A 25,330-nucleotide genomic window follows, 5' to 3' on the forward strand; every position below is an offset into this window, starting at 1 on the left:
CCCTTCGCCGAGGTGATCGGCCTCCCGGCCGTGTAGCGTCGGACGTCCGACGGCGACGGTGCTGCGCGGCGGTGCGCGGGCGGTGATCAACGGATGATCGACAGGGACCGGGAGCGGCTGCTCGCCGGCGAGGTCGGGCGCATTCCGCGCCGGCCCGAGATCGTCGAGTCCTGGCGGCGCTCGCGGCTCTCCGGGGTCGATCCCGACCAGCTCGAGCTACCGCAGGCCCAGCCGGAGGAGAGCCGCTTCAGCCGCACCGCGACCCCGGTGCTGGAGGCCGCGGCGGACACGCTGGTCGGCGCCGACACGAGCCTGATGCTCACCGGCCCCACGGGCACGGTCCTGTGGCGCTGGACGGACACGGACGGCCTGCGCCGCCGGCTGGACCGGCGCTCGGTCGTGGTCGGCACCCAGTGGGCCGAGGAGCACGTCGGCACCAACGGGATCGGCACCGCGCTCGAGACCGCCCGTCCGGTCGTCGTCACCGGCGCGGACCACTACTCCGGCGCGTTGCACGGCTTCAGCTGTGCGGCCGCCCCGGTGCGGCACCCGATGACCCGGCGCGTGCTCGGCGCGCTGAACATGACCTGCCGCGCCGAGGACGCGAACCCGCTGGTCCGGCCCACGCTGCTCAAGCTCGTCCGGGAGATCGAGGCCGAGCTCTACGGCACCAGCAGCGCGCGGGAGCGCGAGCTGTTCCGGCACTACCTCAGCGCCCGGCGGCGCAGCTCGGCGGCGGCGGTCGTGGTGCTCGACGGCGACATCCTCATCGCCAACCGCGCCGGCGCCCGCCTCGAGCTGGACCACCGGGCCTGGTGGGCCCGGGCGGAGGACGAGCTGGCCGGGGCCACCGAGGTGACCGTCCCGGCGGGACCGCACGGGCCGGAGGTCCGCTGCCGCACCGTGACGTCGGCGGGCCGGACCGTCGGCCTGATCGTCACGGTCCCCGAGGCCGGCGAGCGGCCCGGCCTGCCCGCGAATCTGCCGGCCGCCCCCGCGTCGGGCGACGGGCTCGCCGACACCGTGCGCCGCCGGCTCGGCGCCGAGCCGCTCCTCGTGCACGGCGAGCCGGGCACCGGCAAGACGACCCTGCTCGGCGGCCTGGGCCTCGCGGTGCACGACGCCGCGCTGGTGCCCACGACCGGCCTGCCGGCCTGGCTCGACGGGGTGCGGGCCGCCCTGCGCGGCGGAGTGGCCCTGACCCGGCTCCACACGCTCGACGAGGCGGCCTGCGCGGCCCTCGGCGCGCTGCTCGACGACGTCGGCCGGCCCGCCCGGATCGCCGGCACCTGGTCCGGCGACCCCGCCGCCGCCACCCCGGCCCAGCAGGCGCTGCTCGACCGCTTCGGCCTCGACGCCGTCGTGGTCCCGCCGCTGCGCAGCCGCGCGGACGAGATCCCCGCGCTGCTCGACGGCCTGCTCGACGGGTTGACGGTCGACCGCCGCGCGCCGCGGCCCCGGCTCACCCCGGCCGCGACCGAGCTGCTGCGCCGCCACCCGTGGCCCGGCAACCTCCGCCAGCTCGCCGGGGTCGCGCGCTGGCTGGCCCGGCAGGACCGCGCCGTCGTCGATGCCGACGACCTGCCCGCCCGGCTGCGCGCCGACGCCCCGCGGACCCGGCTGACCCCGATGGAGGCCGCCGAGGCCGACGCGATCCGGGAGGCCCTGCGGGACTGCGGGGGCAACAAGGTCGCCGCCGCCGCACAGCTGCAGATCGCCCGGTCCTCGCTCTACCGGAAGCTGCGGGAGTTCGGGATCTAGGACATGTCGTCCCTCGGTGCCGTGCCGGGCACGGTGAGGCCCGGCACCGCGTCGGGGGCGACGAGGAGCAGCACGCCGAGCGCGAGCAGCAGGACCGCCGTCGCGTAGGTCGTGAACCGGCGCCACGGCAACGTCTTCTCGAGCGTGATGAGCCCGGCGACGGCGGCCATCCAGGTGATGCTCATGACCCCCAGCGCGAACAGCGACGCCATCAGCGCCCAGCAGCACCCGACGCACCAGGCCCCGTTCTTCGCGCCCATCCGCACGGCGCCCCGGCGGCCCTCGCGCCAGGAGGTGAGCAGGAACCCGAGCGGGCTCGTGCACTTGGCGAGGCAGACGTCCTTGAGCGGCGTCAGCTCGTACCCGGCCGCGACGAGGAGGGTGCCCCCGGCGATCCAGCGCCCCGCACCGTCCCACGCCGTGACGTCCCCGGGGACGTACCTGGCCGTCGTGGCGATCGCGAAGGCCGCCAGGCCGGCACCGGTCCAGGTCAGGACGTACCCCGCGGTGAACAACAGGGGGGACACCGGGGACCGCTCCCGGGTCAGGCGGGAGTACAGCGCGACGGTCGGGGAGACCGCCGGGAACATCATCGCGGCCATCATCACGACCCAGATGCCGAGGAACCAGCCGAGCTCGCCCAGGCCGGTCCACGGGCCCTCGTCCATGCCCTGCATCCGGCCGGCCGTCCACCACCAGGCGAGCGCGGCGAGGACGAAGAGGACGACGACCAGTCCGAGCCGGGCCCGGACGGCGGCGTACGCAGGCGCGAGACCGCCGGTCCGGCCGGAGTCCTGCGCCGGGGCGCTCATCGGGTCAGGCGGCCCAGGAGAAGTCGGACGTGGACAACCCGGTCTTGCCCTCGTACCGGATGCCGAAGGCGTCGATCCGCGAGCGCCGCGCCTCCGCCATGGTCAGGTTCGAGCCGACCGGGTGGAACATGCCGTCGAAGCGCACCGGCCGCCCGTCCTCGGCGCCGAACGGCACGATGTCCTCGACCTCGAAGTCGATCCGGTCGGGGACGCGCACGCGGTGCCGGAGCCCGTCGTGGTCGAGCTCGATCGCCGCCCGCTCGATCCCGACGACCTCGCCCACGAGGGGGGCCAGCGCGGCCATCGGGCCCCCGAGCTGCCCGCCGAACACCTTCACCAACTTGTCGAACTGCTCGTCGGTGGCCTCGTCGTCGACGAACATCCCGAGGCGCCAGTTGCCGTCCGTCATCACCTTCGGGGTGTCGATGATGGCGACCACCCGGCGGCCCCGGACGTCCGTGCCGTCGATCTCGCCGTCGACGATGTCGAAGGCCAGGGTCGCCCGGCAGAAGTCGTAGGTGGCGCCGTGGTCGAGCGTCAGGTTGCACGGGCACATCAGCTCGCACGAACACGTCTCGACGAATCGTCCCCTGAGGTTCCACGCCATCGTCGGCTCCCTCCGCGAGGGCGACGATTGTCCGCTGCGGCGAACGGCCGGTCAACGGTCGTCCGACCTGCCGATCTGCCGGACGAGATCGAGGGCCCGCCCCAGCGTCGTCAGCCGCGCCTCGAGCGTGTCGCCGGCCGGGTAGAGCCGCACGGTGTCCACGCCCGCGTCCCGCCAGACCCGCAGCCGGGCGCGGACCCTCTCCTCGGTGCCGATGAGCGTGGTGCCCAGCACCATCTCGTCCGTGATCAACCCGGCCGCCCCGGCGCGGTCGCCGGCCTGCCACCGCTCGCAGACCTCGGCGGCGGCCTCCGCCCAGCCCTGCCGGCTGTAGGCCTCGTTGTAGAAGTTGGTGCTCGCCGAGCCCATCCCGCCGAGGCTGAACGCCAGGCCCTGCTTCCGCTCGGCGACCATCCCGCGCAGCTCGTCCTCGTCGGCGGCGAAGGCCACCTCGGCGCCCTGGCAGACGTCGAGGTCGGCGCGGGTGCGGCCGGCCGCGGCCAGGCCCTCGTCGAGCGGGCCGAAGTAGGCCGCGGCGCCCTCGGGGACGAAGCTCGTGCCGAGCCAGCCGTCGGCCGTCTCGCCGGTGAGCCGCAGCATCCGCGGGGACAGGGTGGCGAGGTAGATCGGGATGTCCGGGTTCGGCGCGGTGGACAGCCGCATCGGCCGGCCCTCGCCGCCGGGCAGCGGGATGTGCACGGTCCCGCCGTCGAAGGCGATCTTCTCCCCCGCGAAGGCCTGCCGGATGACGGCGATCGTCTCCCGGGTCCGGGTGAGCGGGCGGGCGAAGGGGACGCCGTGCAGGCCCTCCAGGACCTGCGGGCCGGACGGGCCGAGGCCCAGGACGAACCGGCCCTCGGACATGTCCGCCAGCGTGAGCGCCGCCTGCGCGATCGCGACCGGCGTGCGCGTGCCGACCTGCACGATGCCGGAGCCGAGGGTGATCCGGTCCGTGCGTGCCGCCAGGTAGCCGAGGACGGACGGGGCGTCCGACCCCCACGCCTCGGCGACGAACACCGCGTCCATGCCCAGCTTCTCGGCCTCGACGACGAACTCGACGGTCCGCCGGAAGTCGCCGCCCGAGCCCTCGACCGTGGTGGCGGTGCGCATCACGCGCCCTCGACGCGCTTCTTGATCGCCTCGACGGTGCCGGTCATGTTCGCCTCGAACTCCCGCAGCCGGACGAAGACGATCTTCTGCTCCTTGTCCGGCATCCGGTCGATCGCCAGGCTCAGCCCCGACCGCGCCGGGCCCATCCGCACCCACTGCCGCAGCCGGGTGCCGCCGTCGGCGGGCTCGAGGGTGAAACGCCAGGTCGCGGTGGGGTTCTCGGGGTCCTCGACGGCCCACGCGAACACCCGCGGCTCCTCGCACTCGACCACGTGCGAGACGGTGGACCACTCCCCCAGCGCGTCGTGCGCGCTGTGGCCCCGGAACCGCGCCCCCACCGCCGGGGTGCCGCCCTCGAGCCACTCCACGCGCTGGACCTCGGGGCTCTGCCCGGGCATCGCCTCGACGTCGACCACCGCGGGCCACACCCGCTCCGGCGGCGCGTCGACCCAGGTCTCGACCTCGACGGTCGGCTGGTCGGCGTAGCGGGCTCCGGTCCACTCCATCGGCGCGGCACTCCTCGTCCTCGGGGAAGTCGTCCCGGAGAGTGTCGCACGGAGAGTTGCGCACGAAAACCCAAGTGTCGTCCTGCCCCGCACCGCCGGTCGGTCCAGAACCCGCAGCGCCGATCCTCCGCGCGTGATCGCCCTACCGACGAGTAGAGCGCTGCTTCGAAGATTCGCAGGTCACAGCCCGGTTGTGGGCATGCGGGGCGAGGCACGACACTCGACCCGGTATGCCGTCGCCGACTCGGAACCGGGTGCCACGAAATGCAGGACCGCGCTCCGCGCCTCACCGGACTCGGGCACGCGTTGCCCGCCCGGGTCGTCACCAACGACGACCTCGCCAGGACGCTCGACACGTCCGACGAGTGGATCCGGAGCCGCAGCGGGATCGCCACCCGCCACCACGTCGACCCCGGCACCGCGACCTCCGACCTGGCCGCCGAGGCCGGCGCCCGCGCGCTCAAGGCCGACCTGCACACCGGCGGCACCGGCGAGGTCGACCTCGTCGTGCTCGCGACCACCACCCCGGACCGGACCTGCCCGGCCACCGCGCCGCTCGTCGCGCACCGGCTGGGCCTGGGCACGGTCCCGGCCTTCGACGTCAACGCCGTGTGCTCCGGGTTCCTCTACGGGCTGTCCACGGCGAGCGCGATGATCACCGCCGGCGCCGCGGACTCCGTGCTGCTGGTCGCCGCCGACACGTTCTCGACCATCGTCGACCCCGCCGACCGCCGCACCGCCTTCCTCTTCGGCGACGGCGCCGGGGCCGCGGTGCTGCGGGCCGGCGGCGCCCGCACGGGGCACGCCCCCACGGTGCACGACATCGTCCTGGGCAGCGACGGCGGGCAGGAGGACCTGATCATCACGCCCGGCGGCGGCTCCCGCGAGCCCGGCTCCGACGAGCGCTGGTTCACCATGCAGGGCCAGGCGGTCTACCGCCAGGCCGTCGACCGCATGACCGGCTCCACCCGGGAGATCCTCGACCGCACCGGCTGGGCCGTCGACGAGGTCGACCGGTTCGTGGGCCACCAGGCCAACCGCCGGATCCTCGACGCCGTGGCCCACCGGCTCGGCGTGCCCGCGGACCGGGTCGTCGCCAACCTCGACCGCGTCGGGAACACCGCCGCCGCGTCGATCCCGGTCGCCCTGTCCGACGCGCACGACCGCGGGATCCTGCGCCCCGGCGACAAGGTCGTGCTCACCGCGTTCGGCGGCGGGGCGACCTGGGGCGCGGCCACGCTCACCTGGCCCGACCTGGGCTGACGCCGCCCGTATCGACCGGTCCCTGGCCGGCGCCTGCCACCATGGCGCCTGTGGACGATCTCGCGGGCTTCCTGGGGCGGACCGCGCCGTTCGGCTCGCTGCCGGAGCCCGAGCTGCGGCGGGTCGCCGGGGCGGCCGAGGTCGTCGACCATCCGCCGGGCGCGCAGATCCTCGACGCGTTCGCGCAGGCCGGCGAGGCGGTCCACGTCGTGCTCTCCGGCCAGGTCGAGATGTGGACCGTCGACGACGCCTGCGACCGGCCGGCCGACGAGACGGTCGGCCGCGGCGGGGTCTTCGGGCAGACGTCCGTCCTGACCGGCGCCGCCGTCGGGCCGCGGGCGGTGGCGCTCGGCCCGGTGCGGTTGGTGCGGATCCCGCGCAAGGCCGTGGCCTCGGCGTTCTCCTCCCCCGCCGGCGTCCGGCTGCTCGCCCACGACCTCTTCGAGGCCCGCAGTCGCACCGGCCCGGCGCCCCGCTTCCGGACCGTCGACGAGCTGGTCGTGTCCGAGCCCGTGCTCGGCACGCCGGGGACCACGGTGGCCGAGGCGGCGCGGCTGATGACCGAGCGGAGGGCGGGCTACGTCGCCGTGCCGGTCGGCGACGGCCGGTTCGGGCTGGTCACCGACGCCGTGCTGCGCGCGCGGGTCGTGGCCGAGGGGCGGCCCGGGGACACGCCGGTCACCGAGGTCATGACCCCGGTGGCCCGGACCGTGCGGACCGGCACCCCCACCGCCGACGTGCTGCAGGAGCTCACCGAGCACCGGCTCGACCTGCTGCTGGTCGTCGACGCGGACGGCCGGCTGCGCGGGGCGGTGGACCCGCAGGACTTCCTCGCCTCACCCTCGGCGGCCGGGGTGGTGCTGCGCGAGCAGGTGGTGCGGGCCGAGGGGCTCGACGACGTGGTGAGCCTCGCCCGCCGCCTCCCGCTCCTGCTCGGCGACCTCGTCCGGCAGCGGCGGGAGGCCTCGGAGACCACGGCGGTGTATTCCACCGTGGTCGACGCCGTGATGCGGCGGGTCCTCACCCTGGTCCTCGCCGGGCGCCCGGACCTCGACGAGGCCGAGGTCACCTGGATGCTGCTGGGCAGCAACGCCCGCCGCGAACCCACCCTCGGCTCGGACATCGACTCCGCGGTGGTGTTCGCCGAGTCCGTCGACGCGCGCCGGGCGGCCGCCTACCGGGGCGCGTTCGCCGAGGTCGCCGACGTGCTGCGCCGGGCGGGCCTGCGGGTCGACGCGCACGGCGCCACCCCGGCGTCGCCCGCCTTCGCGCGCACGCGGTCCCAGTGGCGCGCGGCCGCCGAGCAGTGGCTGGTCTCGCCCCTGGACGACCAGGGGATGCTCATGGCGTCCCTGCTGCTCGACGGCCGCCCCATCCAGGGCGACCCCGCCCGGCCCGTGGTGACCGAGGTGTTCGCCGGCGTGCGCGACCACCCGGCCACGATGAAGCTGCTGGTCCGGGAGTCGCTGTCGCACCGCGCACACCTGCGCTCGGTGCGCGACGTGCTCGCCGGGCGCGGCGGCACGTTCGACCTCAAGGCGCACGCTCTGCGCCCGGTCGTCGAGATGGCCCGGTGGGCGGCGCTGAGCGTGCGGTCCCCCGAGCTGTCGACGCGGGCCCGGCTCGCCGCGGCGGCGGGCTCGATGCTGCTGCCCCGCGATCAGGGCAGCACGCTGATCGAGGTGTTCGAGGTGCTCCAGCGGGTGCGGCTGCGCCAGCAGCTCGCGCAGTTCGACCGCGGCGAGCCGCTGTCCGACGTCGTGTGGATGCGCCGCCTCACCCCGCTCGACCGCAGCCTGGTCGCGCAGTCGGTGCGGGAGATCGCCACGGTGCAGAAGCGGCTCTACAACCTGTTGCAGTACACCTCGCCGCAGGAGTGGGGCCGCCCCGACCACGCGTGATCGCACGAACGGCGCTCCCGCTCACTCTTGGTGAACGAGAGCGCCGTTCGCTCAGCTGTGGATCAGGCCGTCGACTCGGCCCGCTTCGGCAGCACCCAGTCCGGCCGCGGGAAGTGGCAGGTGTAGCCCCACGGGATGCGCTCCAGGTAGTCCTGGTGCTCGGGCTCGGCCTCCCAGAAGTCACCCGCCGGCTCGACCTCGGTCACGACCTTCCCCGGCCAGAGCCCGGAGGCGTCGACGTCGGCGATGGTGTCCTCGGCGACGCGCTTCTGCTCGTCGTCGAGGTAGTAGATCGCCGAGCGGTACGACATGCCGACGTCGTTGCCCTGCCGGTTCTTCGTGGTCGGGTCGTGGATCTGGAAGAAGAACTCCAGCAGCTCGCGGTAGCTGGTCCGCTCCGGGTCGAACTCGATCTCGATGCCCTCGGCGTGCGTGCCGTGGTTGCGGTAGGTCGCGTTCGGGACGTCCCCACCCGTGTAGCCGACGCGCGTGGACACCACGCCCGGCCGCTTGCGGATGAGGTCCTGCATGCCCCAGAAGCAGCCCCCTGCCAGGATCGCCTTCTCGTAGCGGCTCATCACTGCTCCCTTCTCGTGCTGTTCCCGCGCTGTGCAGTCCCACGCTCGTCAACGGATCGGCGTCCGTCGATAGTCCCGTACCCCGGCGCCACCGGTGATCGCCCGGCGTGCCCCGGCGTCGTCGTGCGCCTGGATCGTGCGGGCCAGCCCGGCCAGGGTCGCGCGGTCCTCGTCGTCGCGCACGGCGATCGAGAACTCGACGTCCGTGACCACGCCGGCGAAGCGGTCCAGCAGCCGGTCGCCGATCTCGTCGTAGGTGCCGATCACGGCGAAGCGGTCCAGGACGTCGTCGTCGATCAGGCCGGGCAGTACCTCCCACCGCTTCGCCTTGGACAGCACCGCGGCCTCGCTGGCCAGGTCGCCGAGCCCGAGGTGCTCGAAGGCCGCGCGGTAGCCGGGCGTGGAGGCGTAGAAGGCGATGCGGGCGCGGGCGTCGCGGACCTTCACCTCCAGCTCCTCGGCGGTGCGGGCCGAGGCGACCAGCGGCTTCATGCAGACCCGGAAGTCCGCGAGCGACCGGCCAGAGCGGGCGGCGCCGCGCTGCACCGCCGGCAGCATGACCTCGGCGATGTAGGACGGCGTGCACACCGGGTGCGGGCGCACGCCGTCGGCGACCTCCCCGGCCACCGAGCACATGTACGGGTTGACCGCGGCCACGTGGACCGGGATCTCCGGGTGCTCGATCGGGCCGGCGTCGAACAGCGGGACCATGAGCGTGAGGTCGTAGTGCTCGCCGTGGTAGTCCAGCGGCTCGCCGGTCTGCCAGGTGTGCCACACCGCGCGCACGGCCCGCACGTACTCCCGCATCCAGGGCCCGGGCGGCGACCACGGCATGCCGTAGCGGCGGGTGATGTGCCCGCGGACCTGGGAGCCCAGCCCGAGGGTGAACCGGCCGCGGGAGAGTTTCTGCAGCGTCCACGCGTGCAGGGCGGTGATCGTGGGGCTGCGCGGGAAGGCGATCGCGACCGCGGTGCCGAGCCGCAGCCGGGTGGTGGCCTGTGCCGCGAGCGTCAGGACGGCGAACGGGTCGTCCTTGGTCTCCTCGACGACGAGCCCGCCGTACCCGATCTCCTCCAGCAGCGCCGCGTTCTCCCCGACCGACCAGATGTCGAGCGGGGTGTCGGGCGTGCGCAGGCCGGGATCGACCTTCCCCAGCGGCAGCAGGGTCTCCAGGCGCATGCGCGCACCCCCGGGATCTCGTCGTCGGGACCTGCCCGTCGCAGCTTAGGCATCTACCGGCCGCGCCACGTAGATCGCGTTCTGCGGGCGCGGGGAGGGCAGGCGCGCCGCCATCGCGAAACCCGCCTCGGCCAGGAGAGCCTCCGCGCGCTCGTGGCCCCACATCGCGCCGAGCCCGGCCCCGCCGCCGGAGAGGGAGACGGGCAGGCAGTGCAGCACGCTGATGCCGAAGGCCGAGGTCGCGCCGGAGTCGCCGGCCAGGTCGGGCAGGTGGCCGGTGTAGGAGATGTCGACCATCACGAACAGCCCGTCCGGCGCGAGCAGCCGCCGGATCCCGCGCAGCGCGGCCCCGGGATCGGCGAGGTCGTGCACCACGTCCACGGCCAGGACGACGTCGACGGACCCGGCCTGGCCCGGCAGCGCGGCCGCGTCGGCCACCTCGTAACGGAGGTTCGACCGATCGCCGCGCCCGGCCTCGGCCGCCGCGACCGCCTCGGGGACGACGTCGACGCCCGTCACCGTGCTGGCCGGGAACGCGTCGGCCACCAGCCGGGCGACCTGCCCGGAGCCGCACCCGACGTCGAGCACGCGGGCCCCGGCGCGCAGCCGGTCGGCGAGCCCCGGGACCGGGCCGAGGAAGCCCGCGACGAACCGTTCCTCGTACAGCCAGCGGCGGGAACCGCCGAGCGCCTCACCGGCCCGCTCGGCGTAGACCTGCGGCGGGATGCCCGTGCCGTCGCCGAACCGCGCCGCGACCTCGGGCGCCATCCCGGTCAGCCGCACGAGCATGTCGGCGACCGGAGCGAGGTTCGCGGCCGTCGGCCCGCTGAGTACGCCCGCGGCGTCCTCGGCGAAGCGGTAGGTCCCGCCGGTCGCGTCGACCTCGACGAAGCCGGCGCCGACGAGAGCGCCCAGCCACTCGCGGACGTACCGCGCGTCGGCCCCGGCCCGCGCGGCGATCTCCGCCGCCGACGCCGGACCCACGGCCACCGCCTCGAGCAGGCCCAGCCGATGTCCGAGCGCGAGCATCGTGACCACGACGTGGCCGGCCAGCATGTCCGCCAGCCGCTCGGACGGTGTCCCCTCCATGCGCGCCTCCCGCCCGGACGCTAGGCGGGCGGGACCGCGGTCGGCATCACGAGGACCACCTTGCCCTGCGCGTGCCCCGCCTCCACCTCGGCGAGCGCGGCCCCCGCCTCGTCGAGCGGCAGCACCCGCGTGACGTGCGGGTCGAGCGCGCCCTCCTCGACCAGCCGGACCAGCGCGGTGAGCACCGCGGTGCTGCGGTCGCGCTCCACGTCCCGCCCGCCCAGCTCCTTGACCAGCGGCTTGTCGGCGACCGACAGGAGCATGGTCCGGTCCGTGAGCAGCGTGGCGACGGTGCGCAGGGCCTCGCCGCCGACCAGGTCGAACACGGCGTCGATCCCCTGCGGCGCCGCCTCCCGGATCCGGTCGAGCACGCCCTCGCCGTAGGCCACCGGTGTGGCGCCGAGCCCGGCGACCAGGTCGCGCTTGGCCGGGCTCGCGGTGCCGACCACGCGGATCCCGCGGGCCCGGGCGAGCTGGACGACGGGCACGCCGACACCGCCGCCCGCGCCGTTGACCAGCAGCGTCGAGCCCGGCGTGAGCTTCAGGTCCTCGAGCGCGTCGTACGCGGTGCCGGCCGCCACCGGCAGCGCCGCCGCGACCTCCGGCGGGACGCCCTCCGGCCGGTGCGCCGCGAAGGAGGCCGTGACCAGCGCCTCCTCGGCCCAGCCCCCGACCATCCCGGGGCAGCCGCCGAAGACCTCGTCGCCCTCCGCGAACGCGTCGACGCCCGGGCCGAGGGCCACGACGGTCCCGGCCACCTCGCGGCCGAGCACCGCCGAACCGACCGTCCCGTAGGAGCCCTCCCGCAGCCGCCAGTCGCCGGGGTTCACCCCGGCCGCGCGCACCCGCACGCGCAGCTCACCGGGGCCCGGTTCGGGGACCGGCACCTCGAGGAACGCCTCGTTCTCCGGTCCGCCCACCGCCGTGAAGCCGTACGCCCGCATCCGGTGCTCCTTCCGCCGCGACCGATGATCGCACCCCGGGAAAGTGAGCCAGGCCTCCCCGTGACCCGGGTGTCACGGCGTCGATCACGTGCAAACCCCTGAGCAGCAACCCGAATCGCACGCCCTCACCGACGCACGAGGAAGGTCATCCATGGCGAACGCCGCCGTCATCAGCCAGCTCCGCACCCTCGAGCAGCTCACCCGCACCGAGGTCCAGATCGCCCGCACGCGGGTGGCGCAGGCGCGCACCGACGCCGTGCGCCGCGAGCTGCGGGAGAACGGCGACAACGCCGAGCGCCGCGCCGAGCGCATCGCCGCAGCCCTGCGCGACCTGGGCGAGGTGCCCGACGTCGTCGCCCCGGCCGTCGGCTTCGCGGCCCACCTGGTCAAGAGCACGGTCGAGCAGGCCCAGCCGCTCGACGAGGCCCTGCTGGGCGACCTCGCGCTCGAGCACCAGCTGCTCGACCGGGCCCGCTACCTGGTCGCGCTGACCGCGCAGGAGGGCCCGGCGGCCCTGCACGGCCTGGCCGAGCAGCTGGTCACCGCGCACACCGCGACCGTGGACTGGCTCACGACCGTGCTGGCCGAGGAGGCCCTCGGCGGCCCCGCGGCCCTGCGTCCGACGCCGTTGCAGGCCGTGGCCGGGGGCGTCACCCGCGCCGTCCAGCTGCCCACCCGGATCACTCTCCGCGGCGTCAACCGCGCCGCGCACCGGGTCGCCCGGGCCGGCGACGAGGTCCGCGCCCGGCTCGGCCGGGTCGGCGACAAGGTCGGCCTGATCGGCAGCACGGTCGGCAACACGGTCGGCCGGGTCGCCACCGACACCCGCGAGGTCGTCGGGACCGCGGTCGACGCCGGGCTGGAGCGGGCCGAGGACGTCGCCCGGGCCGACGGTGCGCGCGCCGGGTCCGCCGTGCGCACCGTCCGCCGGGACGCCGGTGCGCTGCGCGCCGACGAGCTGCCGATCCCGGACTACGACGCCAAGGGGGTGCCGGACGCGGTCGCCGCGATCCGGGAGCTCCGTACCGCGGACGGCGTCCAGGCCGTGATCCGGTACGAGGAGCGGCACAAGAACCGTTCGAGCGTGGTCTCCGCCGCGCAGACGCACTTCGCGTCGCTGGCCAAGGAGACCGTGGGCGTCGAGTAGGCCCCCTCGTGGCCTCTGACCTCGGGGAGTCGCGCACGTCTCGTCCCCCACGGGACGGCGCGGCTCCCCTCGCGTGTTCTCACAGGTGAGATGAGCACACCCCGCCGCACCCGGCTCTGGGTGCCGAAGCACGTCGTCGTCACCCGGTCCGCCGCCGAGCTCCCGCACACCGCCGGGATCCTCGCCCGCTGCGAGGCCGCCGGCGTCGACGACGTCGAGTTCCTCCGCTCCGACCGCCTCACCGGCCTGCGGGGCGCGGACGAGCGCGCCACCTACGCGCGGGCCAAGTCCACGCTCGCCGTGGTCGTCAGCCCGCCGTCGGCCCGGAAGCTCCAGCCGATCCCGCCCAGCGCCGACTGGCGCGTCGACCTGGCCCGCGGCTGCCCGGCGCACTGCCAGTACTGCTACCTGGCCGGCTCGCTCGGCGGCCCGCCGGTCACGCGCGTCTACGCCGACCTCGACACGATCCTCGCCGGCACGGACGCCTACGTCGGCACCGGCGCGGTCACCTCGGGCACCGAGGCACGCGGCCACGAGGGCACGACCTTCGAGGCCTCCTGCTACACCGACCCACTGGGCATCGAGCACGTCACGGGCAGCCTCGCCGCGGCGGTCACCCACGTCGGGACGCACGACTTCGGCGGGCCGGTGCAGCTGCGGGCGACCACCAAGTTCGGTGCGGTGGAGCCGCTGCTCGACCTGCCCCACCACGGGCGCACCCGGATCCGCGCGTCGGTCAACGCCGACGTCGTCGCGGACCGGTTCGAGGGCGGGACCGACCCGGTGGCCGTGCGGCTCGCCGGGCTCGGCGCGCTGGCCCGGGCCGGCTACCCGGTCGGCCTGACGATCGCGCCGATCATGCCGGTGGACGGCTGGCGCGAGCGGTACACCGCGCTGCTCGCCGACGCCGCCGCGGAGCTCGACGGCGTGCCGGGGCTCGACCTCACCGTCGAGTGCATCACCCACCGGTTCACGCCGGGCTCCAAGGAGGTGCTCGAGGGCTGGTACCCGCGCACCAAGCTGGAGATGGACCCCGAGCGGCGCTCCCGCAAGCACGGCCGGTTCGGCGCGGTGAAGTACGTGTACCCGGCCGCGGAGATGGCCGAGATGCGCACGTGGTTCACGGCCGCGCTGACGGACCTGCTGCCGGCCGGGCGGCTGCTCTACTGGACCTGACCGGCACCGGCACCGGCACCGGCAAGGCGGTACAGGAAGATCCCGTACGCGTGCTCGTCGTCGACCCACTCGGTCTGCGGCGTGAAGCCGTGCCGGCCGACCTCCGCGGCGATCCCCTCCGGCTCGAACTTCGCCGAGAAGCCGACGTTGATCGACCCGCCGCGGCGCAGGTCCAGCTCCATCCCGAGCGCCGGGAGCGCGGCGGTGTGGTCCGCCAGCACCTCGAGGTGCCCCTCGACGACCGGGCCGACGGCGTGGGCCCGCGGCTCGTAGCGCTCCAGCCGGAAGTCCGCCCCGAAGCGGTGGTTGAGGTGGCTGAGGTGGTTGAGCCGGAAGCGGCGGAAGGCGTCGTGCCCCGGCGGGTCGTTGTAGCAGCGCTCCAGCTCGCCGGGCGGTTTCACCAGGTCCGCGGAGACGAGCAGGCCGTCGCCCGGCCGCAGCGCGGCGGCGATCTCGCCGTAGAGGGCGTCGCGCTCGGCGGGTGTCGTGTTGCCGACGTTGCTCCCCAGGAACGCGACGACCACCGGCTCGCCGTCGGCGCGCAGCTGCGCGAGCCCCGCCTCGTACCGCCCCCACAGCCCGCGCACGACCAGCCCGGGCAGCGCCGCGGTGAGCTCCGCGGCGCTGTGCTCCAGCATCTCCCGGCTGACGTCGACCGGCAGGTACGTCGTCGGCCGCAGGCGCAGACAGGCGTCGAGCAGCAGCCGGGTCTTCTTCCCGCTGCCGCTGCCCAGCTCGGCCAGCCGGGGCGTGTCCAGCGCGGCCGCGATCTCCCCGGCGTACCGCTCGAGCAGGGTCCGCTCCACCCGCGTCAGGTAGTACGTGGGCAGCTCGGTGATCGCCTCGAACAGCTGCGACCCCAGGGCGTCGTACCCGAAGTGCGGCGGGATCCGCGGCACCGGCTCGCGCAGGCACGCGGCCAGCAGCGCGCCGTCGTCCCAGAACGAGTCGTCGACCGGGAGGATCTCGGTGTCCATGCGCCCATGGTGGGCGCGACCTACGCCAGCGGCATGCGGAGGCTGGTCTCCCCGCGGTCCCAGCAGCCCAGCAGCCGCTCCCCCATCCGCTCGCCGAGGAACAGGCTCGCGCGGATCCCGAACACGACGTCCGCGGCCAGCTCCGGCTCCGCCGCCAGCAGCGGCGCCAGGACGCTGCGCCGCACGACCTGCTCGTGCACCGCGTCGGCCTCCACGTGCTCGTCGTAGAACCGGATCGAGGCGGGCCCGCAGTCCAGCCGCCGCATGCCGCGGACCAGCCGTTCCGAGCCGGGTGACGAGGTCAGCTCCACCATCGCGAACTGGCCGACCGAGGCGCCGCGCAGGCTGCGGTGCAGGCCGCACAGCGACATCAGGTTGACCTCGGCGAGGGTCTCGCCGGGCACGTGCTCGACGTAGGCGCAGTAGGCGTCGGAGAGCCCGAGCTCGGTCATCATCTCGGCGAAGAGCAGCGCGTGCATGCGCTCGGGCCGTCCGGAGCCGTACTCGTCGTGCTCCACGGTGACCAGCCCGGCCTTCGCCGCGCCGCTGAGCCGCGGGATCGCCCAGGCCTGCGGGTCGGCCTCCTTGAGGTGGTAGATCGAGCGGTGCGCCACGTACTCGCGCAGCTGCTCGAGCGTGCCCTCGCGCTGCAGGTGGTGCGACACCCCGCGCACACCCGGCCCGATCGGCTCGACGAGGAGCGCATCCACCTCGGCGGTGACGTCGTCCCCGGGCTCGACGTCCGCCCGCAGCGCGGCGAGGAACACCCGCTCCAGCTCGCGGCGGACACCGAGCAGCTCCGGGTCCCACTCGCGCTCGGCGTCGACCCCGGCGAAGCCCCGGTAGTGCAGCTCGTAGCAGCAGTGCAGGGCGAGCTGCAGGTCGTCGCCGTAGGGCTCGGCGCCGCCCGGGTCGACGGGGCCGAGCGGGGCGCCGCGCAGGGCGCCGATCACGGCCCCGGAGAGCGGGCCGCGGGGGGCGGGCAGCTCCGGCGACCCCGCCTGGTCCAGGAAGCTCGGTGCGAGGGTGCTGGTCACGCGTCGGGTCCTTCCTGCCGCACCTTGCGGCGGTGGCTGGCGTCGCAGATCGGGTAGCGCTTGCTGCGCCGGCAGTGGCAGACGGCCGTGACGGCCCGGTCGGAGCGGACGCGGGTGCCGTCGGGCAGCTCCAGTTCGACGGGCCCGGAGATCAGCGCCGGGCCCTCGTCGGTGAGCAGGACGCGCGTCGGCCCGGGATCAGCCACGGCGCGCCTCCACGACCACCAGCTCCTCCAACCGGTCGCCCGGCTCGATCAGCCCCTGCTTCTCCAGCATGCTCGCCCGGGAACGCATCACGGGCCCGAACGGGATCCGCGCACGCTCGACGACCTCGGCCGCCAGCCCGGTGCGCTCCAGCCGCTCGACGGTCGCCTCGGGACCGCAGACCTGCGAGTGCACGATCAGCAGCACGCCGTCGGGCTCGAGGTGGTCGGCGGCGCCGTCGCAGATCCGGTCGAGCACCGCGCGCCCGTCCGGTCCGGCGTCCCAGCTGCGGCCGGGGGTGTGCCGCGGGAGCACCGAGCTCTCCGACGGCACGTACGGCGGGTTCGCCACGATCATCCCGAACCGGCGGCCGTGGAGGGGCGCGAAGAGGTCGCCGCGGTGCACGCGCACGGGTGCCCCGTGCAGGAAGCAGTTGAGCCGGGTCGCCGCCACGCAGCGCCGGGAGAGGTCGACCGCGGTCACCGACGCCGCGCCCTCGCGCCAGGCCGCGAGGGCCAGGGCACCGGTGCCCGTGCCGAGGTCCAGGACGTCACGGCCGGCGGCGTGCCGGGACAGGCTGCCGGAGAGGAGCTCGGTGTCGGACTGGGCCCGGTAGACGCCGGGCGGGCAGAAGAGGATCACGTCGGGGTCCTGCCTGTCGTCGGGCCCGTCGCCGGGGGCGGAGGGGTGAGCGTGGTGGGCGACGAGGCGGTGCTACCCGTACGCCGGTCGACTATGCCCGTCTTCCCCGGCCCGGCCTACAGGGGCGGCAGGGACTGCGGCAGGCCGATCAGCGGGCGGAGCGGATCGCCGTGCGCGGCCAGGCGGTCCGGCAGGGTGCGCACGGTCCACCGGTCCGGGCGCAGGTCCTCGTCGTCGAGCTCGTCCCACTCGATCGGCACGGACACCGGCGCGTCGGGCGCGGGGCGGGCGCTGAACGGGGCGACGAGCGTCTTGTTGATCGCGTTCTGGGTGTAGTCGAGGCGGATCAGCCCGGAGCGGCGGTCGGTGTACCACTCCCACGTCACGAGCTCGGGCACCATGCGGCCGACCGCCTTCGACAGCCGCTCCACCCAGCGCCGGGTGTCGGCGAAGGTGTAGCCCGGCTCGACCGGCACCCAGATCTGCACGCCGCGCTTGCCGGTGACCTTCGGCGCGGCGTGCACGCCCAGGTGGTCGAGCGCCGTGCGGTAGAGCCGGGCCAGCACGAGGACGTCGGCGAACGTGCTGTTCGTCCCCGGGTCGATGTCGATCAGCGCCCAGGTCGGCTCGTGGAACTCGGGCAGCCCGGAGGTCCACGGGTGCAGCTCCAGGGCGCCGAAGTTGGCCATCCAGACCAGCGCGGCGGCGGAGTCGACCACCGCGTAGACCTGCGTCTCCCCCGGGTCGGCCTCCGGGTTCCGCCAGCGCCGCAGCCACTCCGGCGCGTGCGACGGGACCTCCTTCTGCCAGAACCCCGGCCGGTCGACGCCGTCGGGGTAGCGGTGCAGGTTCACCGGCCGGTCGCGCAGGTAGGGCACGAGGTACGGGGCGACGGCGGCGTAGTGCCGGGTCACGTCCCGCTTGGTCAGCGGGTCCTCCCGCCGCCCGGGGAACAGCACCTTGTCCAGGTTGGTCAGCGCCAGCTCGCGGCCCCCGACCTCCCAGACGCCCTTGCGGCGCAGCAGGTCCAGGGCGGCGAGCTCCTCGGGGGTGACGGTGTCGGGGGTGAGGGTGCCGCCCGGCTCGTCGTCGGGCGGCGGGGGCGCGGCGCGCTCCTCGGCGCGGGCCGGTGCAACTCCGGCGGAGAGGGCCGGCAGCACCACCTCCTCCGGCTCGCGGTCCGGGCGCAGGCCCCGCCACACCGAATGTCGCAGCCGGCCGTCGTGGGTCAGGGTGCGGTACTCGACCTCCCCGACCAGGCAGGGCTCGATCCACGTGACGCCCCGGGCCTGGTCGCGCGGCACCGGCTCGTCGAACGGGCTGGCCGTGCGGCGCAGCGGGGCCATCCGGTCCAGCAGCGCCCGCAGGGCGGTCTCGGTGAAGCCGGTGCCGACGTTGCCGACGTAGCGCAGCCGGCCGTCGGCGTCGTGCGCGCCGAGCAGCAGCGAGCCGAGGGTGGAGCCGCGGTTGCCGCGGCCGGGGGTCCACCCGCCGAGCACGACCTCCTGGCCGTGGAACAGGGCCGTCTTCACCCAGGCCGCCGAGCGCCGCCCCGGCTCGTACCGCGAGGTGCGGCGCTTGGCGACGATCCCCTCCAGCCGGTGCTCGCGGGCGACCTCCAGCGCCTGCGCGGGCGTGACGTCGGTGAACGACGGCGGCACGGACACCCGGCGCCATGCGTCCACCCCGAGCTCGTCGAGCCGCCGGCGGCGGACGTCGTAGGGCTCGCCGAGCAGCGACCCGCCGTCGATCCGCAGGACGTCGAACAGGTACAGCTCCACCGGGACCGCCTCCAGCAGCGTCGCGGGCGGGGTCCGCACGTGCATGCGGTGCTGGAGCAGCCCGAAGTCCGGCCGGCCCGCGGCGTCGAGGGCCACGATCTCCCCGTCGAGCACGAGGTCGCGGTCGGTCGGCACCGCCGCGACCAGCTCCGGGTAGCCCCCGGTGACGTCGTTGCCGTTGCGGCTGACGAACCGCACGCTCCCGCCCTCGACCACCACGAGGGCGCGCACGCCGTCCCACTTGAACTCCACGGCCCAGCCCGGGTCGACGGGCGGCCGCCCTGCCGTGGCCAGCATCGGGCGTAGCTCGTCGTCGCCGTGCGCGCGGGAGGTGGCCACGGCCCCACCCTGCCCACTCCCCGGCCGGGCGGCCACCGTGGACCACCCGGTCGTGGCAGGTCAGGGCCCCGCGGTGCCCGGATCCGCGGTGTTCGGCGCCGCCACGCCCAGCTCCGCCATCCGCCCGGCCACCGCCTCCTTCGACGACGCGTGCGCGGACAGCCGCACGGTGAACGTCTGCTCCAGCCGGTACCCGCGTTCGAGGTCGAGCGGCTCGCAGCCGTTGAGCGACTGCTTGGCCAGGGTGAGGGCGTGGCGATCCTTGGCCGCGACAGACCTTGCCAGCCGCAGCGCGGCGGGCAGCAGCTCCTCGTGCGCGACGACCTCGGCCGGGGCGCCCCAGTCCCGGAAGGTGGCCGCGCCGACCGGTTCGGCGGTGAAGAACAGCCGCCGCACCGCCTGCTGAGGGAGCATCCGCGCGGTGAAGCGGCCGCCGCCCAGCACGCCGACGCCCATCTCGGGCAGGCCGAAGGTGGCGCGCTCGGAGGCCACCACGAGATCGCAGGACGCCACCAGGCCGAGCCCGCTGCCCAGCGCCGGCCCGTTCACGGCGGCGACGACCGGGACGGCGCACTCCAGCAACGCCGAGAAGCAGCGCCGCACCGTCCGCATGTGCTCCTCGCCGTGGCGGGCATCCATCGCCGCGAAGTCCCGCAGGTCGTTGCCAGCGCAGAAGACGTGGCCGCGCCCCGTCAGGACCGCGCAGCGGATCTGCTCGTCGCCGGAGACGGCGTCGAACACCTCGCCGAGCTCGGCGTAGAACGCCTGGTCGATCGCGTTGACCTTGCCGCGGGCCAGCTCCAGCACGGCCACGCCGGGCTCGGGCCGGGACACGAGCACGTGCTCGGACCCCTCGAACCGGGGCACTCGGACCACCTCGTTCGCGTCGTCGTTCCGGGCGCCCCTGCGGGTCGGGCCCCCGCGCCCGACCCTATGTCGCCGCCCCGGGCCGGGACGAGAACGCGCCCCCGCGTCCGGGCGTGAGGCCCAGGGACCAACGACCCGCCCGTGCCGGGCCCTCCGCCCGGATGCGCCCGGTGGGAGCCCTGGAACTCTCGGCGCCCCGTCGAGCGGGAAGGAGCGACACCTGGTGACCACGTACTCGTTCCGGTGCGAGGAGCACGGCACGGTCGACGTCCGCCGCGGCTTCGGCCTGGCGCCCGCCGTGGCGCCGTGCCCCGTGTGCGGCCTGCCGATGCGCCGGGTCTGGACCGCGCCGATGGTCTCCCTCGCACCGCGGGCGGCCGTCGAGGCGATCGACCGGGCGGAGCGCAGCCGCACCGAGCCGGAGGTGGTCAGCCGGGTACCCGGCAGGCCCGGCGGCCGCACGGTCGCGCCGACCCCGGCGCAGCGGCGCCTGCCACGCCCCTGACCCGCCCGGCGGGCACGCCGCCCCACGGCCGGCCGGGACGACCGGACCGGACGCGGGGCGGCCCGCCCTGCCCGGAGAGGAGATCCCATGGCCAGCGTCGGCCTGTTGTACGTCGGAGCGGTGCTCTTCCTGAACGGCGCGATGCTGCTCGGCTGGGTCGAGGCCAAGTCCGCGGCACCCCTGAACCTCTTCGTCGGCCTGCTCCAGGTCGTCACCCCGACCTACCTGATCTTCACGGCGGCCGGCGACCCGACGATCGTGCTCAACGCCTCCGGCCTGTACCTGTTCGGCTTCACCTACCTCTACGTGGCGTGCAACCTCTGGGGTGGGCTCGACGGCACCGGCCTCGGCTACTTCTCCCTGTTCGTCGCGATCTGCGCCGTCGGGTACTCGGTCCTCAACTTCGTCAAGGCCGGCGACCCCGTCTTCGGCGTCATCTGGCTCTACTGGGCCTTCCTGTGGGCGCTGTTCTACGCGCTGCTCGGCCGCGAGGCCGGCCGGATCGGCCGCTACACCGGTGCGGTCGCGGCCATCCAGGGCTGGGTGACGGGCGCGATCCCGGCGTTCGTGCTGCTCAACGGCTGGTGGGGCTACTCGGCCGGGTGGACCGCCATCGGGCTCGCCGTGTTCGGCGTCGTGGTCTTCGGCCTGCTGTACCCGCGCCTGACCCGCCCGAGCGCGGACACCACCCCACCGACGGAGCGCACGCCGCAGGACCGCGGCGCGGCCGTCTCACCCTGATCCGAACCCGTACCGCCGGCACACGAATCGAGGTACCACCATGCCCGAGGTCGTCTTCCCCCTGGACTCGATGAAGAGGTTCACCGAGCAGCGGATCGTCGGCCACAACCGCTGGCACCCGGACATCCCCGCGCTGGTGCGGGTCAAGCCGGGCGACACCTTCCGGGTCGACTGCCGGGAGTGGTTCGACGGCGCGATCCACAACAACGACTCCGCCGACGACATCCTCAACGCGCCGCTGCCGAGCGTGCACGTACTGAGCGGCCCGATCTCGGTCGAGGGCGCGGAACCCGGCGACCTGCTGATCGTCGACATCCTCGACGTCGGGCCCATCCCGCAGGAGGACTCCGGCCCGCTCGCCGGGCAGGGCTGGGGCTACACCGGCGTGTTCGCCACCCGCAACGGCGGCGGGTTCCTCACCGAGCAGTTCCCCGACGCCTACAAGGTGATCTGGGACTTCCGTGGCGGCGTGGCCACCTCCCGGCACGTCCCCGGGGTGTCCTTCGTCGGGATCGTGCACCCCGGCCTGATGGGCACGGCGCCGTCGCACGACCTGCTCCGCAAGTGGAACGCCCGTGAGCAGGCTCTGATCGACACCGACCCGGACCGCGTACCCCCGCTAGCCCTGCCGCCGAACCCGGACTCGGCGATCCTCGGCTCGCTCGGCGGCGACGACTTCGACCGCGTGGCCCGCGAGGCCGCCCGCACCGCCCCGCCGCGCGAGAACGGCGGCAACCAGGACATCAAGAACCTGACCAAGGGCTCGCGGATCTTCTACCCGGTGTTCGTGGAGGGCGCGAACCTGTCCATGGGCGACCTGCACTTCTCCCAGGGCGACGGCGAGATCACCTTCTGCGGCGCCATCGAGATGGGCGGGTTCATGGACCTGGGCGTCGACGTGATCAAGGGCGGGATGGACACCTTCGGCGTGTCCGAGAACGCGCTGTTCATGCCGGGCCGCACGGACCCGCAGTACAGCGAGTGGCTGGCGTTCTCCGGCACCTCGGTGACGCTCGGCGGCGAGCAGCGCTACCTGGACTCGCACCTGTCCTACCAGCGGGCCTGCCTGCACGCGATCGACTACCTGCAGAAGTTCGGCTACTCCGACATCCAGGCCTACATGATCCTGGGTGCGGCGCCGATCGAGGGCCGGCTGTCCGGCGTCGTCGACATCCCGAACTCGTGCTCGACGGTCTACCTGCCGACGGAGATCTTCGACTTCGAGGTGCGCCCGGGCAAGGGTGAGCCGCACAAGGTCGACCCGGGTGCCGGCGTGCCGGTGGCACGCGCCTGACCCGCACCGGCCCGGGCGTCCCCACCCCGCCCGGGCCGGACCCGGGCGGGGTGGGGGCGGGGCCGCGCAGGCTGGGGTGCGCGGCCCCGGTCCGTGCGCGGCTCAGGCCGCGGTGCCGTCGCTGGGCTCGGCGGCGGACGCCGTGTTCGGCACGGCGGGCCGGACCGTGGGCTCGAGGATCTCCTCGACGAGTCGCGAGACCAGGGTGTGGGCGCCGAAGCGGTGCCCGAAGTCCTCCCAGATCAGCAGCTCGCGGGAGAGCAGCTCGCCGACCGGGCCCGGGAACCGCTCCGGGGCGAGCAGGGCGGCCCTGCGCAGCCGCACGCGCTGGTCGTTCGGCATCGAGGCGCGCCGGCGGCTCGGCCGGTCGAGGGGGTCGTCCGCCCGGTCCACGGGACCGGGCGGGAAGGGCCGTGCGTCGGCGCGGGCGCGGAGCTCGCCACCGGGGTCGTCGGGACGGTAATCGGGCACGGGTCACCGCCGGGGTACTCGCCGTTGGGGTGGCCCGATCCCACTCTCCCGCCCCGCGCGCGGTCCACCGCCGGACGGCGCAACTCCCGGCGGAGATGTTCGGTGCGCGAGAAGTCCGGTTCCTGCGGCTAACGCCGGGTCCCGTCCGGGCGCCGGGTGCGGCGGGTGAGCTCCTCCTCGAGGGCGGCACGGTCGGCCGCACGCGCCCGCAGCGCGGGTGCCATCCGCCCCAGGGCCCGGCCGAACTCGGCGACGTACCGGGGTTCCGCCGTGCGGACGGCCTGCTCGACGTCGTCGGTGAACAGGTCGAACATCGCCCTGATCGTCGAGCGGCCGCCGGGGGTGAGCACGACGAGCACGCTGCGCCGGTCCACGGGGTTGGGCTGCCGCTCGACGAAGCCGGCGACCGTCATGCGGTCCAGCAGCGAGGTCACGCTGGCCGAGGCGATGCCGAGGCGGCGGGCGATGGCCGACGGCGGCAGCGGGCCGCGGTGCAGCAGCTCGCCCAGGGTCGTGGCCTCGTGGATGCCGACCCCGGCGGCCTGCGCCATGGTGCGCCGGTACTCGTCGGTCGCGACGACGAGCTCGCGCACCCGCTCCGCCAGCGTCCGCACGGCGTCCTCACCCCGCGACGGCACCCGGGCCCGCCAGGATGCTGCTGGCCGCACGCAGGAACCCTGCGACGGCGGCCATCTCCGCGTGGGAACGCCCGGCCACCGCCCGGCCGATGCGCTCGGCGAAGTCGTCGTAGGTCGCCGCCACGTACCGCCGGCCGACGGGTTCGAGCTCGACGAGGCAGGAGCGGCGGTCCGCCGGGTTGGGCCGACGCCGGACGTGACCCGCGGCCTCCAGCCGGTCGAGCAGCTGGGTGGCCGACGCCGTGGTGATCCCGAGGTGCCGCGCGATGGCACCCGGGGTGGCCGGACCCTCGAGGAAGAGCAGCGCGAGGGTGCCGACCCCGCTGGCGCCCAGGCCCGCGGACCGGCCGACCGCCCCGCGGTACCGGTCCCCGGCCAGCACGAGGTCGCGGACGGCGCGGGCGACCTCGTTGTCCGCGCTCATGGCGCGGCACCCTAGCCGGTCGCTAGGTTTCCTAGCAAAAATTGCGTGACGGTCGGGCACCGCGGAGAGCCGGTCGGGCACCTCACCTGTCTCCACGACCTCCACCGACGGCCCCACGGCCTCCTCCTCGCGGTCCTCGCGGGCGGCACGGACCGGCACGGACCGGCACCGACCGGCACCGACCGGCACGGCCTGCGGTGGACGCGCGCGCCGTGCCGGCCCTCAGACCGGGGCGACGGCGGGCTCGGCCGGCGGGACGGCGTCGACCGCCGGCGGCGGCACGGGCTCGGCGGTGGCGGGCGGGCAGTGCCAGCAGCACACCTGGACGTCCCAGTAGCAACCGGTCGTGTGCGTGTGGGCGGACCTCGGCCAGCCGCCCGGGACGGGCGCGGAGTGCGGCGCGGACGGCATCGGGACCTCCTGGGTGACCGGCGAGCCGGGTGATCGTGCCCGGCCCCGGCGCACCCCCACCAGGGTCGGACGTCCCGTCACGCCCGGGGCCGTGACTTTCGGCCCTGCCCCCGCGCCGGGGGGTGCGGAAGGGTGTGCGCGGCACGGGGCGGGGTAGTCCGGGGGACATCGGGGGTACGCGGGAACCGACAGGGGCGCCGCCGGCAGGGGCCGGCAGGCGCCCGGGGACCGCGACCGGCACGGCCACCATGCGCGCGTCCGCAGGTGGCCGGCTGCCGACGGGGGGTACGCGCGTGGCCACGACCAGTGACGTCGTGCGGCAGGCGGGGGGACCGGAGCGGCCGGCGGGACTGCCGGACCGGTACCGGCTCGACGCCCGCCTGGGCTCCGGGCGGGGCCGGCGCCTCTACCGCGCGTGGGACGACGTGCTCTGCCGCCCCGTCGTCGTCGAGCTCCTGGAGCCCTCCCCCGCCGGGCCCGTCGTGGCCGGGCTGCACCACCCGAACCTCGCCGCGCTGTACGACGTCGGGAGCTGCGGCGACGGGCATTTCGTCGTCACCCAGCTCGTCGACGGCCCGTCGCTGGCCGACCGCGCCACCCGGCGCACCCTGCCGGTGCCCGCGCTCCTGGCCGCCGGCACCCGGGCCGCCGAGGCCCTGGCCTACCTGCACGCCCACGGCGTGGCGCACGGCGCCGTGGAGCCGGACGCGGTGCGGTTCGACCGCGGCGGCGAGGCGCACCTGCTCGGCCGCGTCCACCGACCCCCCGAGGCGGCGTACGGCACCGCCGCCTTCGACGCCCGCGCCGCGGCGGACCTCGCCCGGCTCGGCCGGCTGCTCCAGCGCTGCCTCCCGCGCCGCTCGTGGGGTCGGGCCGCGCCCGGGGTGCCCGCGGGGGTCGCGGCGCTGCTGGCCGACGCGGCGGCC

27 protein-coding genes are annotated in these 25,330 nt (G+C 75.3%); 9 read left to right on the plus strand and 18 right to left on the minus strand.

The genetic code is table 11. From position 1 onward, the window contains the following. Nucleotides 1-93 precede the first annotated feature (93 nt). Entirely contained in the window at nucleotides 94-1,761 is a 1,668-nt protein-coding gene (locus PKE99_RS14740; protein WP_037038632.1) for a sigma-54-dependent Fis family transcriptional regulator, read from the plus strand. Here PKE99_RS14740 and PKE99_RS14745 read toward each other — a convergent pair. The 4 genes from PKE99_RS14745 to PKE99_RS14760 are packed head-to-tail and all read right to left on the minus strand — an operon-like array spanning nucleotide 1,758 to nucleotide 4,796. After that, on the minus strand, nucleotides 1,758-2,573 hold the full coding sequence (locus PKE99_RS14745; RefSeq protein WP_037038630.1) for a DUF2182 domain-containing protein: 816 nt from the start codon (nucleotides 2,571-2,573) through the stop codon (nucleotides 1,758-1,760). The two genes, PKE99_RS14740 and PKE99_RS14745, sit on opposite strands and share 4 nt — an antisense overlap. 4 nt (nucleotides 2,574-2,577) lie before the next feature. Beyond that, nucleotides 2,578-3,180, minus strand: a complete 603-nt coding sequence (locus tag PKE99_RS14750) for a DUF1326 domain-containing protein (RefSeq protein WP_037038628.1) — start codon at nucleotides 3,178-3,180, stop codon at nucleotides 2,578-2,580. Between the two features lie 51 nt (nucleotides 3,181-3,231). Then, nucleotides 3,232-4,290, minus strand: a complete 1,059-nt coding sequence (locus PKE99_RS14755; RefSeq protein WP_037039164.1) for an LLM class flavin-dependent oxidoreductase — start codon at nucleotides 4,288-4,290, stop codon at nucleotides 3,232-3,234. Further along, complete coding sequence (locus PKE99_RS14760) at nucleotides 4,290-4,796, minus strand: SRPBCC family protein (RefSeq protein WP_037038627.1); 507 nt, start codon at nucleotides 4,794-4,796, stop codon at nucleotides 4,290-4,292. Before PKE99_RS14760 ends, PKE99_RS14755 begins: the two co-directional genes overlap by 1 nt. Nucleotides 4,797-5,060: 264 nt before the next feature. Between PKE99_RS14760 and PKE99_RS14765 the strand changes: the two genes are divergently transcribed. Together PKE99_RS14765 and PKE99_RS14770 are read left to right on the plus strand one after the other, a co-directional pair. Further along, complete coding sequence (locus PKE99_RS14765; RefSeq protein ID WP_037038625.1) at nucleotides 5,061-6,059, plus strand: beta-ketoacyl-ACP synthase III; 999 nt, start codon at nucleotides 5,061-5,063, stop codon at nucleotides 6,057-6,059. Nucleotides 6,060-6,109: 50 nt separating this feature from the next. Beyond that, a complete protein-coding gene (locus PKE99_RS14770) occupies nucleotides 6,110-7,960 on the plus strand; it encodes a putative nucleotidyltransferase substrate binding domain-containing protein (protein WP_197040376.1) in 1,851 nt (616 codons plus the stop codon). 62 nt (nucleotides 7,961-8,022) lie between these two features. Here PKE99_RS14770 and msrA read toward each other — a convergent pair whose 3' ends face one another. Genes msrA through PKE99_RS14790 form a run of 4 tightly spaced genes read right to left on the minus strand, consistent with a single transcriptional unit; the run spans nucleotide 8,023 to nucleotide 11,750 of the window. Continuing rightward, the gene (msrA, locus tag PKE99_RS14775; RefSeq protein WP_037038621.1) at nucleotides 8,023-8,538 is read right to left on the minus strand and encodes a peptide-methionine (S)-S-oxide reductase MsrA; all 516 of its coding nucleotides are present in this window, start codon (nucleotides 8,536-8,538) and stop codon (nucleotides 8,023-8,025) included. A gap of 48 nt (nucleotides 8,539-8,586) precedes the next feature. Further along, entirely contained in the window at nucleotides 8,587-9,717 is a 1,131-nt protein-coding gene (locus PKE99_RS14780; RefSeq protein ID WP_037038619.1) for a TIGR03617 family F420-dependent LLM class oxidoreductase, read from the minus strand. Nucleotides 9,718-9,762: 45 nt separating this feature from the next. Continuing rightward, nucleotides 9,763-10,806, minus strand: coding sequence for a class I SAM-dependent methyltransferase (locus PKE99_RS14785; RefSeq protein WP_051736477.1), 1,044 nt, complete (start codon nucleotides 10,804-10,806; stop codon nucleotides 9,763-9,765). Nucleotides 10,807-10,826: 20 nt separating this feature from the next. Continuing rightward, on the minus strand, nucleotides 10,827-11,750 hold the full coding sequence (locus PKE99_RS14790; protein ID WP_037038617.1) for an NADP-dependent oxidoreductase: 924 nt from the start codon (nucleotides 11,748-11,750) through the stop codon (nucleotides 10,827-10,829). A gap of 151 nt (nucleotides 11,751-11,901) precedes the next feature. On the opposite strand from PKE99_RS14790, the gene PKE99_RS14795 reads away from it, so the two are divergent. Together PKE99_RS14795 and PKE99_RS14800 are read left to right on the plus strand one after the other, a co-directional pair. Then, nucleotides 11,902-12,897 (plus strand): hypothetical protein, encoded by a 996-nt coding sequence (locus PKE99_RS14795; RefSeq protein WP_037038615.1) that lies wholly within the window; start codon nucleotides 11,902-11,904, stop codon nucleotides 12,895-12,897. Nucleotides 12,898-12,987: 90 nt separating this feature from the next. Further along, complete coding sequence (locus tag PKE99_RS14800) at nucleotides 12,988-14,073, plus strand: spore photoproduct lyase family protein (RefSeq protein ID WP_037038613.1); 1,086 nt, start codon at nucleotides 12,988-12,990, stop codon at nucleotides 14,071-14,073. Here the strand turns inward: PKE99_RS14800 and PKE99_RS14805 are convergent. The 6 genes from PKE99_RS14805 to PKE99_RS14830 form a co-directional block, all read right to left on the minus strand. Further along, complete coding sequence (locus PKE99_RS14805; RefSeq protein WP_051736476.1) at nucleotides 14,061-15,050, minus strand: L-histidine N(alpha)-methyltransferase; 990 nt, start codon at nucleotides 15,048-15,050, stop codon at nucleotides 14,061-14,063. The two genes, PKE99_RS14800 and PKE99_RS14805, sit on opposite strands and share 13 nt — an antisense overlap. Nucleotides 15,051-15,070: 20 nt before the next feature. Continuing rightward, nucleotides 15,071-16,087 carry an iron-containing redox enzyme family protein gene (locus PKE99_RS14810; RefSeq protein ID WP_231497980.1) on the minus strand — a complete coding sequence of 339 codons (1,017 nt, stop codon included), beginning with the start codon at nucleotides 16,085-16,087 and terminating at the stop codon, nucleotides 15,071-15,073. Next, nucleotides 16,084-16,293 carry a CDGSH iron-sulfur domain-containing protein gene (locus PKE99_RS14815; RefSeq protein ID WP_037038612.1) on the minus strand — a complete coding sequence of 70 codons (210 nt, stop codon included), beginning with the start codon at nucleotides 16,291-16,293 and terminating at the stop codon, nucleotides 16,084-16,086. The genes PKE99_RS14810 and PKE99_RS14815 overlap by 4 nt, the downstream gene beginning before the upstream one ends. Then, nucleotides 16,286-16,933, minus strand: coding sequence for a HemK2/MTQ2 family protein methyltransferase (locus PKE99_RS14820; RefSeq protein WP_037038609.1), 648 nt, complete (start codon nucleotides 16,931-16,933; stop codon nucleotides 16,286-16,288). The genes PKE99_RS14815 and PKE99_RS14820 overlap by 8 nt, the downstream gene beginning before the upstream one ends. 116 nt (nucleotides 16,934-17,049) lie before the next feature. Then, nucleotides 17,050-19,053: a DNA ligase D gene (gene ligD, locus PKE99_RS14825; protein WP_081923599.1), complete on the minus strand. Its 2,004-nt coding sequence runs from the start codon at nucleotides 19,051-19,053 to the stop codon at nucleotides 17,050-17,052. A gap of 60 nt (nucleotides 19,054-19,113) precedes the next feature. Next, nucleotides 19,114-19,920: an enoyl-CoA hydratase-related protein gene (locus tag PKE99_RS14830; protein WP_051736475.1), complete on the minus strand. Its 807-nt coding sequence runs from the start codon at nucleotides 19,918-19,920 to the stop codon at nucleotides 19,114-19,116. 223 nt (nucleotides 19,921-20,143) lie between these two features. Between PKE99_RS14830 and PKE99_RS14835 the strand changes: the two genes are divergently transcribed. The 3 genes from PKE99_RS14835 to fmdA all read left to right on the plus strand — a co-directional run bounded on the left by PKE99_RS14835 (nucleotide 20,144) and on the right by fmdA (nucleotide 22,460). Further along, nucleotides 20,144-20,425, plus strand: a complete 282-nt coding sequence (locus tag PKE99_RS14835) for an FmdB family zinc ribbon protein (protein WP_037038608.1) — start codon at nucleotides 20,144-20,146, stop codon at nucleotides 20,423-20,425. 87 nt (nucleotides 20,426-20,512) lie between these two features. Further along, nucleotides 20,513-21,166, plus strand: a complete 654-nt coding sequence (locus PKE99_RS14840) for an AmiS/UreI family transporter (RefSeq protein WP_081923598.1) — start codon at nucleotides 20,513-20,515, stop codon at nucleotides 21,164-21,166. 40 nt (nucleotides 21,167-21,206) lie between these two features. After that, entirely contained in the window at nucleotides 21,207-22,460 is a 1,254-nt protein-coding gene (fmdA, locus tag PKE99_RS14845) for a formamidase (RefSeq protein ID WP_037038606.1), read from the plus strand. Between the two features lie 102 nt (nucleotides 22,461-22,562). Here the strand turns inward: fmdA and PKE99_RS14850 are convergent, their stop codons facing one another. From PKE99_RS14850 to PKE99_RS14865, 4 genes are all read right to left on the minus strand, one after another. Beyond that, nucleotides 22,563-22,931, minus strand: coding sequence for a hypothetical protein (locus PKE99_RS14850; protein WP_037038604.1), 369 nt, complete (start codon nucleotides 22,929-22,931; stop codon nucleotides 22,563-22,565). 128 nt (nucleotides 22,932-23,059) lie between these two features. Next, a complete protein-coding gene (locus PKE99_RS14855; RefSeq protein WP_037038602.1) occupies nucleotides 23,060-23,545 on the minus strand; it encodes a MarR family winged helix-turn-helix transcriptional regulator in 486 nt (161 codons plus the stop codon). Between the two features lie 7 nt (nucleotides 23,546-23,552). Further along, a complete protein-coding gene (locus tag PKE99_RS14860; protein ID WP_051736474.1) occupies nucleotides 23,553-23,993 on the minus strand; it encodes a MarR family winged helix-turn-helix transcriptional regulator in 441 nt (146 codons plus the stop codon). Between the two features lie 222 nt (nucleotides 23,994-24,215). Beyond that, nucleotides 24,216-24,485, minus strand: coding sequence for a hypothetical protein (locus PKE99_RS14865; RefSeq protein WP_197040375.1), 270 nt, complete (start codon nucleotides 24,483-24,485; stop codon nucleotides 24,216-24,218). A gap of 212 nt (nucleotides 24,486-24,697) precedes the next feature. Between PKE99_RS14865 and PKE99_RS14870 the strand changes: the two genes are divergently transcribed. After that, nucleotides 24,698-25,330 (plus strand): protein kinase family protein (locus tag PKE99_RS14870; protein ID WP_498371911.1); only part of this gene is annotated, 633 nt, incomplete at its 3' end.

The organism is Pseudonocardia halophobica (assembly GCF_027922425.1).
GTDB lineage: Bacteria > Actinomycetota > Actinomycetes > Mycobacteriales > Pseudonocardiaceae > Pseudonocardia > Pseudonocardia halophobica.

Bases quoted from the DNA above. Each gene is read 5' to 3' on its own strand.
- PKE99_RS14740 (WP_037038632.1), top strand. From the start codon at position 94: ATGATCGACAGGGACCGGGAGCGGCTGCTCGCCGGCGAGGTCGGGCGC.
- PKE99_RS14745 (WP_037038630.1), bottom strand. From the start codon at position 2,573: ATGAGCGCCCCGGCGCAGGACTCCGGCCGGACCGGCGGTCTCGCGCCT.
- PKE99_RS14750 (WP_037038628.1), bottom strand. From the start codon at position 3,180: ATGGCGTGGAACCTCAGGGGACGATTCGTCGAGACGTGTTCGTGCGAG.
- PKE99_RS14755 (WP_037039164.1), bottom strand. From the start codon at position 4,290: ATGCGCACCGCCACCACGGTCGAGGGCTCGGGCGGCGACTTCCGGCGG.
- PKE99_RS14760 (WP_037038627.1), bottom strand. From the start codon at position 4,796: ATGGAGTGGACCGGAGCCCGCTACGCCGACCAGCCGACCGTCGAGGTC.
- PKE99_RS14765 (WP_037038625.1), top strand. From the start codon at position 5,061: ATGCAGGACCGCGCTCCGCGCCTCACCGGACTCGGGCACGCGTTGCCC.
- msrA (WP_037038621.1), bottom strand. From the start codon at position 8,538: ATGAGCCGCTACGAGAAGGCGATCCTGGCAGGGGGCTGCTTCTGGGGC.
- PKE99_RS14780 (WP_037038619.1), bottom strand. From the start codon at position 9,717: ATGCGCCTGGAGACCCTGCTGCCGCTGGGGAAGGTCGATCCCGGCCTG.
- PKE99_RS14785 (WP_051736477.1), bottom strand. From the start codon at position 10,806: ATGGAGGGGACACCGTCCGAGCGGCTGGCGGACATGCTGGCCGGCCAC.
- PKE99_RS14790 (WP_037038617.1), bottom strand. From the start codon at position 11,750: ATGCGGGCGTACGGCTTCACGGCGGTGGGCGGACCGGAGAACGAGGCG.
- PKE99_RS14795 (WP_037038615.1), top strand. From the start codon at position 11,902: ATGGCGAACGCCGCCGTCATCAGCCAGCTCCGCACCCTCGAGCAGCTC.
- PKE99_RS14800 (WP_037038613.1), top strand. From the start codon at position 12,988: ATGAGCACACCCCGCCGCACCCGGCTCTGGGTGCCGAAGCACGTCGTC.
- PKE99_RS14805 (WP_051736476.1), bottom strand. From the start codon at position 15,050: ATGGACACCGAGATCCTCCCGGTCGACGACTCGTTCTGGGACGACGGC.
- PKE99_RS14840 (WP_081923598.1), top strand. From the start codon at position 20,513: ATGGCCAGCGTCGGCCTGTTGTACGTCGGAGCGGTGCTCTTCCTGAAC.
- fmdA (WP_037038606.1), top strand. From the start codon at position 21,207: ATGCCCGAGGTCGTCTTCCCCCTGGACTCGATGAAGAGGTTCACCGAG.
- PKE99_RS14860 (WP_051736474.1), bottom strand. From the start codon at position 23,993: ATGAGCGCGGACAACGAGGTCGCCCGCGCCGTCCGCGACCTCGTGCTG.